The 16,696-nt window shown below is 65.6% G+C and carries 14 protein-coding genes; 8 read left to right on the top strand and 6 right to left on the bottom strand.

From position 1 onward, the window contains the following. The first annotated feature begins 3 nt into the window (after positions 1 to 3). The 4 genes from ACWEFV_RS05555 (at position 4) to ACWEFV_RS05540 (ending at position 4,893) form a co-directional block, all read left to right on the top strand. The gene (locus ACWEFV_RS05555) at positions 4 to 396 is read left to right on the top strand and encodes a hypothetical protein (protein ID WP_450069361.1); all 393 of its coding nucleotides are present in this window, start codon (positions 4 to 6) and stop codon (positions 394 to 396) included. 34 nt (positions 397 to 430) lie between these two features. After that, positions 431 to 1,855, top strand: a complete 1,425-nt coding sequence (locus tag ACWEFV_RS05550) for a purine-cytosine permease family protein (RefSeq protein ID WP_450069360.1) — start codon at positions 431 to 433, stop codon at positions 1,853 to 1,855. A 5-nt stretch (positions 1,856 to 1,860) separates the two neighbouring features. Further along, positions 1,861 to 3,303 carry a purine-cytosine permease family protein gene (locus ACWEFV_RS05545; protein ID WP_450069359.1) on the top strand — a complete coding sequence of 481 codons (1,443 nt, stop codon included), beginning with the start codon at positions 1,861 to 1,863 and terminating at the stop codon, positions 3,301 to 3,303. A 69-nt stretch (positions 3,304 to 3,372) separates the two neighbouring features. Then, positions 3,373 to 4,893, top strand: a complete 1,521-nt coding sequence (locus ACWEFV_RS05540) for a PucR family transcriptional regulator (RefSeq protein WP_167857700.1) — start codon at positions 3,373 to 3,375, stop codon at positions 4,891 to 4,893. Here ACWEFV_RS05540 and ACWEFV_RS05535 read toward each other — a convergent pair. The 3 genes from ACWEFV_RS05535 to ctaD form a co-directional block, all read right to left on the bottom strand. Then, a complete protein-coding gene (locus tag ACWEFV_RS05535; protein WP_450069358.1) occupies positions 4,890 to 6,197 on the bottom strand; it encodes a DUF445 domain-containing protein in 1,308 nt (435 codons plus the stop codon). The two genes, ACWEFV_RS05540 and ACWEFV_RS05535, sit on opposite strands and share 4 nt — an antisense overlap. A 4-nt stretch (positions 6,198 to 6,201) precedes the next feature. Then, positions 6,202 to 7,014: an Abi-alpha family protein gene (locus tag ACWEFV_RS05530; protein WP_286174609.1), complete on the bottom strand. Its 813-nt coding sequence runs from the start codon at positions 7,012 to 7,014 to the stop codon at positions 6,202 to 6,204. A gap of 247 nt (positions 7,015 to 7,261) precedes the next feature. Further along, entirely contained in the window at positions 7,262 to 8,992 is a 1,731-nt protein-coding gene (ctaD, locus tag ACWEFV_RS05525; RefSeq protein WP_135452015.1) for an aa3-type cytochrome oxidase subunit I, read from the bottom strand. A gap of 415 nt (positions 8,993 to 9,407) precedes the next feature. Here ctaD and dnaK point away from each other — a divergent pair, with 415 nt between their 5' ends. From dnaK to ACWEFV_RS05505, 4 genes are read left to right on the top strand one after another with little or no spacing between them, the layout of a single operon-like run. Further along, the gene (gene dnaK, locus ACWEFV_RS05520) at positions 9,408 to 11,261 is read left to right on the top strand and encodes a molecular chaperone DnaK (protein ID WP_135452017.1); all 1,854 of its coding nucleotides are present in this window, start codon (positions 9,408 to 9,410) and stop codon (positions 11,259 to 11,261) included. Beyond that, positions 11,258 to 11,887: a nucleotide exchange factor GrpE gene (gene grpE, locus ACWEFV_RS05515; protein ID WP_135452019.1), complete on the top strand. Its 630-nt coding sequence runs from the start codon at positions 11,258 to 11,260 to the stop codon at positions 11,885 to 11,887. Before dnaK ends, grpE begins: the two co-directional genes overlap by 4 nt. A 37-nt stretch (positions 11,888 to 11,924) precedes the next feature. Beyond that, complete coding sequence (dnaJ, locus tag ACWEFV_RS05510; RefSeq protein ID WP_135452021.1) at positions 11,925 to 13,091, top strand: molecular chaperone DnaJ; 1,167 nt, start codon at positions 11,925 to 11,927, stop codon at positions 13,089 to 13,091. Then, positions 13,088 to 13,474, top strand: a complete 387-nt coding sequence (locus ACWEFV_RS05505; RefSeq protein WP_135452023.1) for a heat shock protein transcriptional repressor HspR — start codon at positions 13,088 to 13,090, stop codon at positions 13,472 to 13,474. Before dnaJ ends, ACWEFV_RS05505 begins: the two co-directional genes overlap by 4 nt. A 12-nt stretch (positions 13,475 to 13,486) precedes the next feature. Here the strand turns inward: ACWEFV_RS05505 and ACWEFV_RS05500 are convergent, their stop codons facing one another. From ACWEFV_RS05500 to ACWEFV_RS05490, 3 genes are read right to left on the bottom strand one after another with little or no spacing between them, the layout of a single operon-like run. Beyond that, complete coding sequence (locus ACWEFV_RS05500) at positions 13,487 to 14,395, bottom strand: aldose 1-epimerase (RefSeq protein ID WP_450069357.1); 909 nt, start codon at positions 14,393 to 14,395, stop codon at positions 13,487 to 13,489. An 18-nt stretch (positions 14,396 to 14,413) separates the two neighbouring features. Further along, on the bottom strand, positions 14,414 to 15,580 hold the full coding sequence (locus ACWEFV_RS05495; protein WP_450069356.1) for an FAD-binding oxidoreductase: 1,167 nt from the start codon (positions 15,578 to 15,580) through the stop codon (positions 14,414 to 14,416). Continuing rightward, positions 15,567 to 16,601 (bottom strand): ABC transporter permease, encoded by a 1,035-nt coding sequence (locus ACWEFV_RS05490; protein WP_450069355.1) that lies wholly within the window; start codon positions 16,599 to 16,601, stop codon positions 15,567 to 15,569. Before ACWEFV_RS05490 ends, ACWEFV_RS05495 begins: the two co-directional genes overlap by 14 nt. Between the last annotated feature and the right edge of the window lie 95 nt (positions 16,602 to 16,696).

The following is a 16,696-nucleotide window of genomic DNA, read 5'->3' as shown; positions in this document are numbered from 1 at the left end:
GTCATGCTCAATTCCGAACAGCGCCAGGTGTTTGCCACTCTGGCCGAGACCCTCATCCCCGCAAGCGACACCATGCCGTCGGCCACCACTGCCGAGGTGTCCGGCGCCCTGCTCGACCAGGTCCTGGGTTACCGGCCCGACCTCGTCGGCGCGCTCACCGAGGCGCTGGACTCCAGCGCAGGCAAGGATCCCGAAGCTGCGCTGGACAGCCTGTCCGCCGAGCAGCCGGACCAGTTCGAAGCGCTGACCGTCCTGGCTGCGGGGGCCTACTTCCTCAGCCCGGCAGTGAAAGCTGCCATGCCCTACGACGCCGCACCACGGCCGGCGCGCGACGACATGGACACCTATGTGGACATGCTCGAGAGCGTCGTCGACCGCGGCTTCGCGATCCGCTGATCCGGCCGATACCCACCAGACAAGGACGTGTTTCATGTCGCATGACAGTGCCCCGAGGGTCGAGTATCTGACCATCCAGCCGGTGCCGGAATCGCAGCGCACCGGAAAGGTGCGGCACCTTTTCTCGTTCTGGTTTACGGTCCAGATCATCCCGCTGGCCGTGGTCACGGGCCTGCTGGGGCCGACGATCTTCAAGCTGGACGTGACATCCACGATCATCGCGATCCTACTCGGCAGCGTCGTGGGTGCGGTGTTCATGGCGCTGCACTCGGTCCAGGGGTCGGGCCTCGGTGTGCCGCAGATGATTCAGGCGCGTGCCCAGTTCGGGATGTACGGGTCGCTGCTGGTGATCGTCGTCGTCATTCTTGCGTACGTCGGCTGGATCGTCTCCCTGATGATACTGGCGCAGCAGACCCTGATCGCGGTGTTCCCATCGCTGAATGCCGTTGTGGCGCTTGCCGTCAGCACCGGACTCACCCTGGTCACCGTAGTCGTCGGCTATCAGCTCATCCTCCGGATGAACCGGGTGATGGTCTGGCTCTCGGGTCTCGCCCTGCTGTTCACCCTCGGCTACACCGCAGTCGCCGCGGCGCACGGCGGTGTCGGCGACATCGGTGGCGGCGGCGGTGGCGCCTTCAACTGGACCGGCTTCCTGGGCATGGCATCGGTTGCCGGGATCTGGCAGCTTTCATACGCGCCATATGTCTCGGACTACTCACGCTATCTGCCGTCCTCCACCACCCCCCGTTCCGCGTTCTGGTACACGTACTTCGGCACGCTCCTCGGTGCCGCCGGAGCGATGATCGTCGGTGCGCTCCTCGTTGCGGGCCTTGGCTCCGATGCCCAACTGGCCAGTCTGTCGCGCATCATGCCCGGCCCCCTGTTCGTCTTCGTGATGCTCGTGTTCTTCTTCGGAGCGATCGATGCCGGCGTCATCAACATGTACGGGTCATCGCTGTGCACGCTCACCTGCATCCAGGCCTTCAAGCTGAAGTGGTCGCCGAAGTCCTCGGCCAGGAACATCACCGCGACAGCGATCGCGGTAGTGGTCTTCGTCGCCGCCATCGGATTTTCCGATGACTTCCTCGTCCAGTACTCCAACTTCATCAGCATCCTGATCTATCTGCTGATCCCGTGGAGCATCGTCAACCTGATCGACTACTACGTGGTGAAGAAGGGGCATTACGACCCGGCCTCGTTCAGCGATCCGAAGAGTGGCTACGGTGCCTTCAATGTCCCGGCCGTGCTCAGCTACTTCCTCGGCTTCGTCGTCCAAATCCCGTTCATGTCAACGGCGTTCTATCAGGGCGTGGTTGCCAGCAAGATCGGTGGCATCGATACGGCGTGGATCGTGGGGACGGTTGCGACGTTCTTCATCTACCTCGGTCTGATCAAGCTGTGGCAGGCACGCCAAGTCGAAGAGTTGCAGCCTGCGCTCGCGACCGAGAGCGCACGCTGATCACCGTGACAACCACCACGCAGGCCGATATCCACGAGTTCGAAGAGATTCTCCAACCGATCCCCGAATCGGTCCGCACCAAACGAGTTTCAGGGCAGTTCTGGATCTGGGCCGGTGCCAATATCGCGCCCATCAACTGGGTGCTGGGCGCGCTCGGCATCGGGCTCGGCCTTGGGTTGCGTGACACACTGATCGTCCTGATCGCCGGGAACGTCGTCGGGATGGCGCTGTTCGGCGTGTTCGTGGTGATGGGCCAACAGGCCGGTGTCACGGGGATGGTGTTGTCCCGGGCCGCATTCGGCCGACGTGGCGCCTATGTGCCGGCCGCCATCCAGGCGGCGCTTGCCGTGGGCTGGTGTGCGGTCAACACCTGGATCGTGCTGGATCTGGTGATGGCGCTGCTGGGCCGCCTCGGTTTGGTCGATCCGGACGCGCCGAACATCACGGCCAAGATCCTGGTCGCCGCGGCGGTCATGACCATCCAGGTGACCATCGCCTGGTTCGGCTATCGGACCATCGCCAGGTTCGAGCGGTGGACGGTTCCACCGACCCTGGCGGTGCTGGTGCTGATGTCGGTGGTGGCGTGGGTTCACCTACCGATCGACTCGTCGTACGCCGGGCCCGCCGGCCACGTGCTGCACGGCGGCGAACGCGTCGCAGCCATGTCCGCGGTGATGACGGTGATCGGAATTGGTTGGGGAATCACCTGGTTCGCCTACGCGTGTGACTACTCGCGGTTCGTCAGCACCACGGTGCCGAAGCGTCGGTTGTATCTGGCCAGCGTGCTGGGCCAGTTCATCCCGGTGGTCTGGCTCGGCGTACTGGGGGCGAGTCTGGCGACGACGAATGGTTCGGTCGATCCGGGCAAGCTGATCGTGGAGAATTACGGTGCCTTGGCGATACCGGTGCTGTTCTTGGTGATTCATGGTCCGATCGCGACGAACATCCTCAACATCTACTCGTTCTCCGTATCCGCTCAGGCCCTCGATATCAAGGTGCACCGACGGAAGCTGAACGTGTTCGTCGGTGTGTTGGCTCTGTTTGCCATCGTCTTCTTCATCTTCCAGTCCAGCCTTGCCGCCGTGCTCGACACCTGGCTGGCCTCAATCGTGGCGTGGGTGGCGAGCTGGGCCGGCATCATGCTGGTGCACTACTTCTTCATCGAGAAGGGCCGTCTCGATTCGCAGCGACTGTTCGACCCGATCGGGTCACCGCGGTTGCCCGATGTGAACTGGGTGACGATGGGGTGTTTCGCGGCCGGCATCGTGTCCACCTGGATGTTCATGTACGGGACCACAGGCGTCATGCAGGGCTTCGGAGCCCGCGCGCTGGGCGGACTGGATCTGTCCTGGCTGGCCGGCGGTAGCGTGGCCGCCACGCTGTACGCGGTATTCGGGCCGCAGGCCCATCGCAAGGCCAGGGATGCAGCCCTGGTGGGCAATCCGTAATCGGGTCGGGCTGTTCGGATCTGGCTGATGGCGCTACCCGATGTGTCGTCGAGTCGATACGGTTGGCATGTGAGTATCACGGTGCGCGAATTGCTGGACATGCCGCACCTGCAGCTGCGACTGCATTCCGGCAAGTCCGGACTGGATCGACAGGTGACCTGGACCCACACGTCGGATCTGCCCGAGCCGTGGCAGTGGGTCAGCGCCGGGGAACTGCTCATGACCAACGGCATGTCGTTCCCGGCAGCAGCGGACGACCAGGAGAATCTGCTCGAGGAACTCCATCGCGTGGGGGCCAGCGGACTGGCCATCGGCGAGGACATGTTCTGCCCGCGACTGACCCAGCGGTTCACCCGCGCCAGCGAGCGTCTCGAGTTACCGGTGCTGTGGATTCGTTATCCGATGCCGTTCGTGGCGATCTCGCGCGCCGTCGCCGAGGCCACCCTGCTCGAGCAGTCCCAGCGGCTGATGCAGACGGCACGCATCTATGACGCGCTGCGCCACTCCACCACAGGCGATGCGGGGCGATCACGCATCGCCGACGCCCTGACGAAGGAACTGAAATGCGCGGTGTACGTGTGCGACCGGGTCACCGGAGACGCTTATCACCCTGACGGCCCGCACCCGTCGGACGACGTGAAAGAGACTGTGCGGACGGCGTCGCAGGGCACACTGGCCGCCGGGGCACGATCGGTCCTCACCGACGGCGGGGCCGAGGTTCTGGTCGGGGAGGTGCCCACGCACGACGACGCGGTGCTGGCCGTCATCCGCGAAGGCGGTGCCGCGCTCGACGGTGTGCTGATACAGCACGCCGCGACCGTCGTCGCGCTGGAGTTGTCCCAGACCCACCTCGCGCTCGAACACGCCCGGCGCTCGGGTGCCGAGCTCACCGCGCAGCTCATCGACGGGCGGATGGATCAACGGGTCGGGCGTCGTCAGCTGGTGTCCTCGGGGCTGGACCCGGCGACATCGATGTTCGTCTCGGTCACGTGCGATGACGAACGGCGGTTGCGGGATCTGCACGTGGCGTTGTGGCGCCGCCGGATTCCCCATGTGTCGGCGTTCCGGTCGGGAGTCGCCCATGCCGTGGTACCGGCATCCGATGATGCGGTCGAGGCGATCGCCGCCTCACTCGGGCCGACGGCCAGGGTCGGTGCGGGCCGGGTGATCAAGACCGTGGCCCGTTCGGCCGAATCCGCCCGCGAGGCGACGTGGGCGCTGGGTACCGCGCAGCGGACCGGGGATCCCGTCGTTCGCTACGGCACCGCTACATCGTGGGTGGGCATGGGCGGTGTCGAGGACGCCCGGGCGATGGTGGAACGCTGGCTCGGTCCGGTGATCGAGCATGACGCCCAGCACCGGACCGGCCTGGTCGAGACGCTGGAGGCGTTCCTGGCCAACCAGCGGTCGTGGCAGCGTACGGCGGCCGCGATGAATGTCCATCGGCAGACCGTGCTCTACCGCGTGCACAAGGTCGAGGAGCTCACCGGCGCCCGCTTGTCCGATACCGCGGACATCGCCCAACTCTGGCTGGCTCTGCAGTCCCGCGACCTGCTGGCCGGCGGCAGTGGTCCGGCCGGCGATCGCTAGTGATGCAGAAGGGTGCGCAGCGCGATGGCCTCGGGGTCATTGCCGAAGTGCTCGATGACCTGCACCTGGATTTCGCCGACGACGCCGCCGAGGATTGCGCCGACGGCGATCATGGTCGGTTCGTCGTCCTTGAAGACCGGCCGCAGGATCGACTCGTACTCCTCGTTGGTGAGCTGCCCCATCTTGTCGATGATGGTCTTCTCCAGGTCCAGCGCATGCATGGCGTAGTCCTGGGCCTCGACCATCGTGGTGGGGAGCCGTTCGAGCACCATCTTCACCATGTTGTCCTTGAAGGCGTTGTAGCGCTGCGTGCCGACGGCGAACTTGACCAGCGGGGTCGCGATGCCGGTCTGCGCATCGATGGCTGCTTCGACCTCCTTGCCCACCAGCGCGAACAGCTTGTCGGAGCCCGGGCCGCGTAGCACGCCGTCGAACAGGATCTCGGGTGAGAACAAGTCCTCGGCGAGGATCCGCGCGTAGTCCGCGGTGATCTTGTCGCGCTCGGCGTGCAGCAACCCCTGGAACGGGATGAAGCCGAGGTACTTCGTCGGCCGCACGGGCCGGAACAACATGTTGAGCGCGATGTAGTCACTGATGAGGCCGACGCCGAAGCCGAAGGCCGGCATGATCCACGGATTCTGGAACAGCGCCCACGCGACCATCTGGACCACGCCGATCGCGAGCCCGAAATAGATTCCGCTGCGACGGACGAAGGCCATCGCGTTGTCGCCGAGCCCGCGCATCAGCTTGTTGAGCTTGTCCTTGTTCCGGACCAGCGTCGTGACCGCCAGGTACTGGATGTCGACGAACCGGTTCAGGTCCGACCGCATCTCGTTGAGCATCTTCTCCACGATCTTCGGCGTCTGTTCGTGGACGCGCGCCATGATCGCCTTACGCGCTGCATCAGGCAGCGAATCCCACAGCCCGGGGCGGATCTGCTCGGCGATGTCGCGGGAAATCTCGTCGACTGCCTGGGTCAGCGGCTCGCGCAAGGTGTCGACGGCCTCTCTGGCGTCGACCTTCTCCAGCAGCTCTTCGGGTTTCAGAAGGTTCTGGGTGAGCAGCTCGATGGTCTTGGACCCGACCTTGCCCGCGCGGCGAGGCACGATGCCCTGCCAACCGAACAGGCCGATGCCCTTGAACTCCATCGGCCGGTACAGCATCTCCAGCGCGACGATCTTGGTGCTCCACCCGACGAAGGCGGCGACGAACGGCATGGACAGATAAATCAGCCAATTGACGCCGAAATCTGCCTTGATCTCCTGCCAGGTCTGGATCGCGAGAAATGTCTCGCTGCCGCTCATGCGGTTACGAACCGTCCCGTTGCACCGCGGCCTCCCACAGGCCGCGACCCAGGCCTGACAGCGTGAGGGTCAGCTTGTCCACCCGGGCCGTGAGGGGACCGCGCGACGCACTCTTGATCGCCCGCAACACCATGGGCTCCGCCATGAGCACCTCGTACTCCGCTTTCTGCGACGGATCCTCTGGACCGGTCTCAACCAGCCCCAGTGACAGCAGATGGCCGACGTACTGCGGGACCATGGCGGGCAACGCCACATTGGCGGTGCGACCGATCAGGCAGGCGTTCTCCAGAACGGCCTGCCCCGGGGTCCGGGCCCGGGTCCAGGTATAGACGTTGACCAGCGGCGAAGCCGCGCCCTCCGACAATGCGCCGATGATCCGTGCTTCGTCGGCGACCAACTGGTCGAGCAGGCGGTGGTAGAGCTCGACCTGGCTGCCGGTGGTGCTCTGGTCCAGGGCGCGGTCCAGCAACCGGTCCATCTTGTTGTTGAGCGATTCCGACGTCGGTTCCTCGGGCGTGGCGATCGTCACCGGCCTGGAAGTCGCTGCCGAATCGATGGCCTCCAGCCGGTTCTTCACCAGGGTGGCCAGCTGTTCCTCACCCCAGGCGGCCAGCTTCATGCTGGTCTTCGCGGCATCGAGCGCGCGATCGGCGATTCCGAAGGGGTCGTAGCGCTTCGGCACGAGCGGGCGGGGGTTGCGCGGGGTGCGGATGGCAATGGCGATGTCGCCGACCGGGGTGGCCCATCTGAAAGCCCGGCGCTGGTAGCCGTGCTTCGCAGGCTTGTCCTCGGGCACGTTCGGTTGGGTCGTCGTCATCTCGTCTGACATCGCCGGTCGATCCCCCTCGAGTGGCTGCTTGCGCCCGTGGGGGCGAAGGTCCGCGCCGGATGTCACGACGTTGTCGGGCTGCCGGCGGCATTTGATTATGGGGCACGGTACCCGGTCGGGGCGGGGGCGAGTACAGCGGCGATGACCCGCGAGAAGCACCTGCCCGGCAGCACCACACCCATCCCCAAAAGAAATCGCTGTGGGAAGTCATCGAACTCGTCGGTGATTCGACCCATCAGCTGAAATGGAGCTCGGCCTCGACGTTCACCCGATGATGGTCCCGGCCCACGTGGGCCTCGGAACGCATCCGCTCGACCATGTGCGGGTAATGCAGCTCGAACGCCGGTCGCTCCGAACGGATCCGGGGCAGCTCGGTGAAGTTGTGCCGCGGCGGCGGGCAAGAGGTCGCCCACTCCAGCGAGTTGCCGTAACCCCAGGGGTCATCGACCGTCACCGGCTCGCCGTAACGCCAGCTCTTGAACACGTTCCACACGAACGGCAGGACCGAGACACCCAGGATGAACGATCCGATCGTGGAGATCACGTTGAGCGTGGTGAAGCCGTCGCTGGGCAGGTAGTCGGCGTAGCGGCGCGGCATCCCCTCGGCGCCCAACCAGTGCTGCACCAGGAACGTGGTGTGGAAGCCGATGAAGGTCAGCCAGAAGTGCAGCTTGCCCAGGCGTTCATCGAGCAGACGTCCGGTCATCTTCGGGAACCAGAAGTAGATGCCCGCGTAGGTGGCGAACACGATGGTGCCGAAGAGCACGTAGTGGAAGTGCGCGACGACGAAATACGAGTCGGTGACATGGAAGTCGATCGGCGGGCTGGCCAGCATCACGCCGGACAGGCCACCCAGCAGGAAGGTGACCAGGAAGCCGACCGAGAACAGCATCGGCGTCTCGAACGTCAACTGACCCTTCCACATCGTTCCGATCCAGTTGAAGAACTTGATACCGGTCGGCACCGCGATCAGGAACGTCATGAAGCTGAAGAACGGCAGCAGCACGGCACCGGTGGCGAACATGTGGTGAGCCCACACCGCCATCGACAAGGCGGCGATGCTGAACGTCGCATACACCAGCGTGGTGTAGCCGAAGAGCGGCTTACGCGAGAACACCGGGAAGATCTCGCTCACGATGCCGAAGAACGGCAGCGCGATGATGTACACCTCGGGGTGGCCGAAGAACCAGAACAGGTGCTGCCACAGGATCGGGCCGCCGTTGGACGGGTCGTAGACGTGTGCGCCCAGGTGGCGGTCGGCGGCGAGGCCGAACAGCGCGGCGGTCAGGATCGGGAATGCGATCAGCACCAGGATGGAGGTCACCAGGATGTTCCAGGTGAAGATCGGCATCCGGAACATCGTCATGCCCGGCGCCCGCATGCAGACCACGGTGGTGACCATGTTGACGCCACCGAGGATGGTGCCCAGGCCGCCGACTGCCAGGCCCAGGATCCACAGGTCACCGCCCGCGCCCGGTGAGTGGATCGCGTCGGTCAGCGGCGAGTAGGCGGTCCAGCCGAAGTCGGCGGCGCCCCCCGGGGTGATGAACCCGGCGAGCGCGATCGTCGCGCCCAACAGGAACAGCCAGAACGACAATGCGTTCAGCCGCGGGAACGCCACGTCGGGCGCACCGATCTGCAGCGGCAGCACCAGGTTGGCGAACCCGAACACGATCGGGGTGGCGTAGAACAGCAGCATCGCCGTGCCGTGCATGGTGAAGAGCTGGTTGTACTGCTCATTGGACAGGAACTGCAAGCCGGGGGCCGCCAGCTCGGCGCGCATGAGCAGCGCCATCAGACCGCCGATGAAGAAGAAGATGAAGCAGGCGACGCAGTACATGATGCCGATCAACTTGTGATCGGTGGTAGTCAACAGCTTGTAGACCAGATTGCCCTTGGGGCCTTGGCGCGCCGGGAACGGACGGCGGGCCTCAAGTCCATGCAGTAAGGGCGCTTCGGCTGTCACGAGATCCTCCAAAAACCCATCCCGGTTGTTCCCGAATCTCGCCTCAAATAGTAGTTGGACAGTCTGGCGAGCGAATTGAGTTGACCGAACCTCCTCGGTCGCCGCCGGTGCGCGCCAGACGCAGCACCAGCGGGCAGTCCGCCCCCGGCTGGCGCTGTGGAGTGTGAAGCACCGATTCACGTCCGCCCACATGTCTGGGCTAGTGGCGCTGCCCCGCCGACAGCTTGATGACGATCCGGCAAGATAACCGGGTTTCCTACAGCGTCCGGGAACAAAACCGCGGAAACCCCCGTTGACCACATCGACAGCAAGTTGAGCGATACAGACTCAAGTATGGGTTGACAATCTATGCCTACCCGGAGCAAGCTTGAGCGCAGTCCGCTCAGACCCCTTATCTCTAACAGGAGGCAACACCATGGCTCGTGCGGTCGGCATCGACCTCGGGACCACCAACTCATGCGTCGCGGTCCTGGAAGGCGGCGACCCCGTCGTCGTCGCGAACTCCGAGGGCTCCCGGACCACTCCGTCCGTCGTCGCGTTCGCGCGCAACGGCGAGGTGCTGGTCGGTCAGCCCGCCAAGAACCAGGCGGTGACCAACGTCGACCGGACCATCCGTTCGGTCAAGCGTCACATGGGCACCGATTGGACCGTCGAGATCGACGGCAAGAACTACACGGCGCAGGAAATCAGCGCTCGCGTGCTGCAGAAGCTCAAGCGCGACGCCGAGGCGTACCTCGGTGAGGACATCACCGACGCCGTCATCACCGTGCCCGCGTACTTCAACGACGCCCAGCGCCAGGCCACCAAGGAAGCCGGCCAGATCGCCGGCCTCAACGTCCTGCGCATCGTCAACGAGCCCACCGCGGCCGCCCTGGCCTACGGCCTGGACAAGGGCAGCAAGGAACAGACCATCCTGGTCTTCGACCTCGGTGGCGGTACGTTCGACGTCTCGCTGCTGGAGATCGGCGACGGTGTCGTCGAGGTGCGAGCCACCTCCGGTGACAACCACCTCGGTGGCGACGACTGGGACGACCGGATCGTCGAGTGGCTGGTCGACAAGTTCAAGGCCACCAGCGGCATCGACCTGACCAAGGACAAGATGGCGATGCAGCGGCTGCGCGAAGCCGCGGAGAAGGCCAAGATCGAACTCAGCTCCTCGCAGAGCACCTCGATCAACCTGCCTTACATCACCGTCGACGCCGACAAGAACCCGCTGTTCCTCGACGAGCAGCTGACCCGCGCCGAGTTCCAGAAGATCACTCAGGATCTGCTCGACCGCACCCGTCAGCCGTTCCAGTCGGTGATCAAGGACGCCGGCATCTCCGTCGGCGAGATCGACCACGTGGTTCTGGTGGGTGGCTCGACCCGTATGCCCGCGGTCACCGAGCTGGTCAAGGAAATGACCGGCGGCAAGGAGCCCAACAAGGGCGTCAACCCCGACGAGGTTGTCGCGGTGGGCGCTGCGCTGCAGGCCGGCGTGCTCAAGGGCGAGGTGAAAGACGTTCTGCTGCTTGACGTCACCCCGCTGTCCCTCGGTATCGAAACCAAGGGTGGCGTGATGACCAAGCTGATCGAGCGCAACACCACCATCCCGACCAAGCGGTCGGAGACCTTCACCACCGCTGACGACAACCAGCCGTCGGTGCAGATCCAGGTCTTCCAGGGTGAGCGTGAAATCGCCGCGCACAACAAGCTGCTCGGTTCCTTCGAGCTGACCGGTATCCCGCCGGCCCCCCGCGGTGTCCCGCAGATCGAGGTCACCTTCGACATCGACGCCAACGGCATCGTGCACGTCACCGCCAAGGACAAGGGCACCGGCAAGGAAAACACGATCAAGATCCAGGAAGGCTCCGGCCTGTCCAAGGAAGAGATCGACCGGATGATCAAGGACGCCGAGGCGCACGCCGAGGAGGACAAGAAGCGTCGCGAAGAGGCCGACGTCCGCAACCAGGCCGAGTCGCTGGTCTACCAGACGGAGAAGTTCGTCAAGGAGCAGCGCGAGGCTGAAGGCGGATCGAAGGTTCCCGAGGACACCTTGGCCAAGGTCGACGGTGCTATTGCCGAGGCCAAGTCGGCGCTGGAAGGCACCGACATCTCGGCGATCAAGGCGGCCATGGAGAAGCTCGGTGTCGAGTCCCAGGGTCTCGGCCAGGCGATCTACGAGGCCACCCAGGCCGAGCAGGCCGCCGGTGGAGACGGTGCTTCGGCCGCCGCGGACGACAACGTGGTGGACGCCGAGGTTGTCGACGACGACCAGGAGACCAAGTGAGCGAGAACGATTCGCACGAGCCGGTGACCATCACCGACAAACGGCGCATCGATCCCGACACCGGTGAGGTTCGTGAGCAGGCGCCGGCCCCAGGTGGGCCGGCGTCGGCCGCCTCCGCCGCTGGAGAGTCGGCGAGCGAGAGCGACGAGGTTGCCGAGCTCAAGGCCACGCTGCAACGCGTGAAGGCCGAATACGACAACTACCGCAAACGGGCTCTGCGTGATCAGCAGGTCACGGCTGACCGGGCCAAGGCGGGCGTCATCACTCAGTTGCTGGGTGTGCTCGACGACCTGGACCGCGCCCGCAGCCACGGTGACCTGGAATCCGGACCGCTCAAGTCGGTCGCCGACAAGCTCGTCGGTGCCCTTGAAGGACAGGGTCTTTCCGGATTCGGCGTGGAGGGTGACGAGTTCGACCCGTCGCTGCACGAGGCTGTGCAGCACGAGGGCGAGGGCACTCATCCCGTGGTCGGGACCGTGATGCGCCGGGGCTACAAGATCGGTGACCAGGTGATCCGGCACGCCCTCGTCGGCGTGGTCGACACGGTGCCCGAGGCCGAAGCTGGTGCACAGACGGCAGATAACACTGACGCCACCGGCGATCAGGCCGCAGAATCAGACAATTAGTCCATCCAACTAGAGAGAAGAGGTAAGGAGGTGGCGCATGGCCCAACGCGAGTGGGTCGAGAAGGACTTCTATAAAGAACTCGGCGTCTCCTCTGACGCCAGCGCCGACGAGATCAAGAAGGCCTACCGGAAACTGGCCTCCGAACTGCATCCCGACCGCAATCCCGATGCGGGAGCGGCCGAGCGGTTCAAGGCGGTTTCCGAGGCGAACAGTGTTCTGTCGGACCCCGCGAAGCGCAAGGAGTATGACGAGACCCGCCGGCTGTTCGCCGGGGGTGGGCGTCGGTTCAACCCGGGCGGGAACTTCAGTGGCGGATTCGGTTCCGACGGAGCCGAATTCAACCTGGGCGACCTGTTCGACGCTGCCGGCCAGAGTGGCGGCGCAAACATCGGTGACCTCTTCGGCGGGCTGTTCGGGCGTGGTGCACAACCGCGCCCGAGCCGGCCGCGTCGGGGCAACGACCTGGAAACCGAAACTGAGTTGTCCTTCCTGGAAGCCACGAAGGGCGTGGCCATGCCGCTGCGGCTGACCAGCCCGGCACCGTGCACCAACTGCCATGGCAGCGGTGCGCGGCCGGGCACCAGCCCCAAGGTGTGCCCGAACTGCAACGGCTCGGGTGTGGTCAACCGCAACCAGGGGGCGTTCGGATTCTCCGAGCCCTGCACCGAATGCCGGGGCAGCGGCTCGATCATCGAGCACCCCTGCGACGAATGTCAGGGCACCGGCGTCACCACCCGGACCCGCACGATCAACGTGCGGATCCCACCGGGTGTCGAGGACGGTCAGCGCATCAGGCTGGCCGGCCAGGGTGAAGCCGGGCTACGGGGTGCGCCCTCGGGCGACCTCTACGTCACCGTGCATGTGCGTCCGGACAAGGTGTTCGGGCGTGACGGCGACGACCTGACCGTCAGCGTTCCGGTCAGCTTCCACGAGTTGGCTCTGGGGACAACGCTTTCCGTTCCCACCCTGGACGGCAAGGTCGGTGTGCGGGTGCCCAAGGGCACCTCCGACGGCCGGATCCTGCGGGTGCGCGGACGCGGGGTGCCCAAACGCTCCGGCGGCCACGGTGACCTGCTGGTCACGGTGAAGGTCGCGGTGCCGCCGAACCTGGAAGGTGAAGCGGCAGAGGCGCTGGAGGCATATGCGAAAGCCGAACGAGCCAGCGGATTCGATCCGCGGGCCGGATGGGCAGGCAACATATGAGTCAGCGCAAAGACGAAGCCCGCACGTTTTTGATCTCGGTGGCCGCCGAGCTGGCCGGTATGCACGCGCAGACCCTGCGCACATACGACCGGCTCGGCCTGGTCAGCCCGCAGCGCAGTTCCGGCGGCGGGCGCCGCTACTCCGAGCGTGACGTCGACCTGCTCCGTGAGGTGCAGCGGTTGTCACAGGACGAGGGCGTCAACCTCGCCGGGATCAAGCGCATCATCGAGCTGACCAATCAGGTTGATGCGTTGCGCACACGGGTTTCCGAGCTGACCCAGCAGGTCGAACAACTCAGTGATCAGCGCCGCGACGTTTCGGTGGCATCCAAAGCGGTGGTCCTGTGGCAGCCCGGAGCCGCTCGGCGGCGACATAGGCCGTAGCCGAGGCGCGCGTTAGCCGACTCTGATCGAAAAGGTGGCCGTCTCCGGATTTCCGGGGGCGGCCATCATGTATTTCCCCCGGCGCAACGCGTCGGTGGGTGCGGCCATCGGCTCGATGCCCACCACGTTGTCGCTGCCCGGCGCGAAAAGCTGTGCGGCGGTATAACCCTCGTCGAAGGTGACGTCGACCCGGTGGCCGCCACCGGACAGTGTGAACACAGCACCCCGGGGCACGTCGTCGAAACCGTCGTCGAGTTCGGTGGTGCCCAGGCGTCTCGCCCCACCCGGCCACTCCCGGGATTCGCCGGTGGGCAGGCCCCGGTCATCCACGAGTAGATGCCGCATGGTCGGGGTCTGTAGCTGCCAATCTTGGCGGGGCACATCGGGAATCATCACGTACGGGTGGTAGCCGTAGCACAGCGGCACCGGCTGCTCGGCGGTCGGCGCCACCGTCGTGGACACGGTGAGGGTCCGATCGGCCAGCGTCACCGCCATGGTCAGGCGGTGGGGGAACGGGAACGTCGCCAGCAGGCCCGGTTCGGCGCCCCAGTCCAGTGCGGCTGCCAGTGTGTTCTCGGACTTCTCGATCACCTGCCAGTCCGGATTGGCGGCGAGCACGCCGTGCATCGGCGCCCCGTGCGCATCGGTGCGGACGCCGTCGACCCCGGGGGTCAAGTGCACTGTGGTGCCGTCGACGCGGTACTCGTTGGCGCTCAAGCGATTTGCCCACGGGTAGAGGATCGGGATTCCCATCGTCTTACCGTCGGTGAGGTAAGCCTGCAGCCCGCGCCGCTGGCCCAGGTATTCGACGTCGGTGTCCTTGTCCGCCAGCGAGGTGCAGATCATCCCCGCCTCCGGAACATACGTGGCAGTCAGCGACGACGACGGGTCATGCAGGGTGACTGATCGAACCGCGGCCATGGGGAAAGTCTGGCATCCTCAGCGCGTCAGCGGGTCGTGCTGGATGCGCTCGGCGGGCGCTCCCCGCTCGACCAGGGCGGCTTTGGTAACGGTGACCATGTCCGGGCCGCCGCAGACGAGGATCTGCCGATCGCCCCAGTTGCCGTACCTGGTCACCACTTCGGCCAGGGTTCCGGTTTGCCGGACGTGCAGGCCGCGCGGCGGCTGAACGTTGGGATACTGGCCCGCCCAGGGCGGATCGGTGCTGTATTCGGACACCGGGGTCACCGACAGCCACGGATTCGTGGAAGCGATGTGCCACAGCGTCTTCAGGTCGTACAGGTCGCACGGATAACGGCCACCGAAAAACAGGTGCACACGCGGATTCTCGCCGTGCAGCGACATGTCCATGATGATGTTGCGCAGTGGGGCCAGACCCGTGCTGCCCGCCACCATCAGCACGTCCTCGCCGTCGCGGTCGACGTGCAATCCGCCGTGCGGGCTGGACAGGCGCCAGCGGTCCCCGATCTTGGTCTCGGCGACGATGGCGGTGCTCACCATGCCGCCGGGGACCGACCGGATGTGGAACTCGATGCCCCCGGACCGGTCGGCGGGGACGGCCGGGCTCAGATAGCGCCACCGGCGCGGCCACTGCGGCACCTGGACCGTCACGTACTGCCCGGGGTGGTAGAACAGCGGCTGGTCGAGTTGCAGCCGAATCACCGAGACGTCGCGGGTGACCCGGTGGTGCTCGATGACGGTGCCGTCGCCATAGGCCGGGGAGTCCTCGGCATCGGCCGCTCCGCGCATCACCCCGATGATCAGGGCCACGGCATCGTGGGCGGCCTCGGCCAGTCGTTCGTCCCATTCGGGCTCGAGGTGGCTGTGCAGAGCGTTGTAGAGCGCATCCTGCATGGAGTCGTAGTGGCTCTGCGTCACACCGTATTTGCGGTGATCCCTGCCGAGCTGAGCCAGGAACGCCACCGGCTCCTCGGCACGCTGGTCGATCAACTCCCCGAACAGCCAGGTCAGGGCGCGGGCAAAGACATCGCGCTGGCTGTCCATGTCGGGAGGGAACAGATCGCGGGCCGAGAGGTCGGTGGCGAACCACTGGGTGTAGAAGTTGCGGATCAGCGTTGCAGAGCCCTGCTCGGGGTCGACAGCGTTCTGGAGCGTCTCCAGTGCCTGACGGTCATCGAGTCCCACGGAGTCGCAGTCTAGGCGTGGAGCGCCCGGGCCGCCGCAATGCTGCGATGATCACCAATGTCACGCCGGCGAGGGCCCAGCAACTGAGCACGATGATCGCCAGGTCCGCGCCCGCGCCGCCGAAGTATGCGGTGGATCGCAGCAGCGTGGCGGTGGCCCCCTGGGGCAACAGCTGACCGAGCTGGCCCCAGCCGGCGGGCAGCATCTCCGGTGCGGACGTCAGCCCGGACAGCGGGTTGCCCAGCAACAGGGCCAGCGCGGCGCCCACGGCCAGGCCGACCTTGCCGAACATCGAGCCCAGGCCGAGCATGAACAAACCGGCCGCCGCGATTCCCAGCGTCAGGCCTGCGGCCACGCCCCAGAAGTTCGAGTCGATCGAGCCGAATACGTACTGGAGCAGGGCCGCGACGGTGGTGCCTGCGACCGCGGCGAACACGATCGTGGCGGTCAGGCGGGTCCACACCTCGCTTCGCAATGCCAGCACCAGTGCGATGGCCGGCAGCATCCCGGCCATGGTGATCGGCAGCGCTGACGCCGCCAGGCCGGTTCCGCGCGAATCCTGGGTGGTGGGCGGGGCGAGGTCCTCGGTGTGCAGGGCAACCCCCGAGTGTGTGGCGATGCCGTTGCCGATCTGGGTGAGCAGTTGCGCGACGGCGGGGCCGCCACCGGTGGCGGTCAGCAGGGTCGGGCCCTGCGGGCCGAACGCTATGCCGCCATAGACGTTTCGGTTGAGGATCGCCTCGCGCAGGGCGTCCTCGCCGGGGTAATAGGTCACCTTGAATGCGCCTGGGGCCTGCTGTTCCAGGCGCTCGGCGATCTGGCTGGTGGCGGCCTGGGGTCCGGCGGCACCGATCGGTATGTCGTGGGGCTTGGAACGCGAGGCGGGCAGGGCGAACGCGATGGCGACGACGGCGATCGCGACGGTCAGCACGGCGACGATGCCCGCGGCGCGCACGACGGCGGGCGGTTCGTGTTCGGGTGCCGCGTGGTGGACGGGCGTGGGGGACTGTGTCGAGAGCATGTTCCCTCTTTTCATCCGATGTTGAATTAATCGGTTGGTGTGAGGGTAAGCCTGATGAGTCCTGTTTTCAACAATCATTGAAATGATAGTGTCGA

The organism is Mycobacterium sp. NPDC004974, assembly GCF_053600815.1.
Note: the sequence above shows the minus strand (reverse complement) of the source record. Positions and strands in the feature narration are given on the sequence as shown.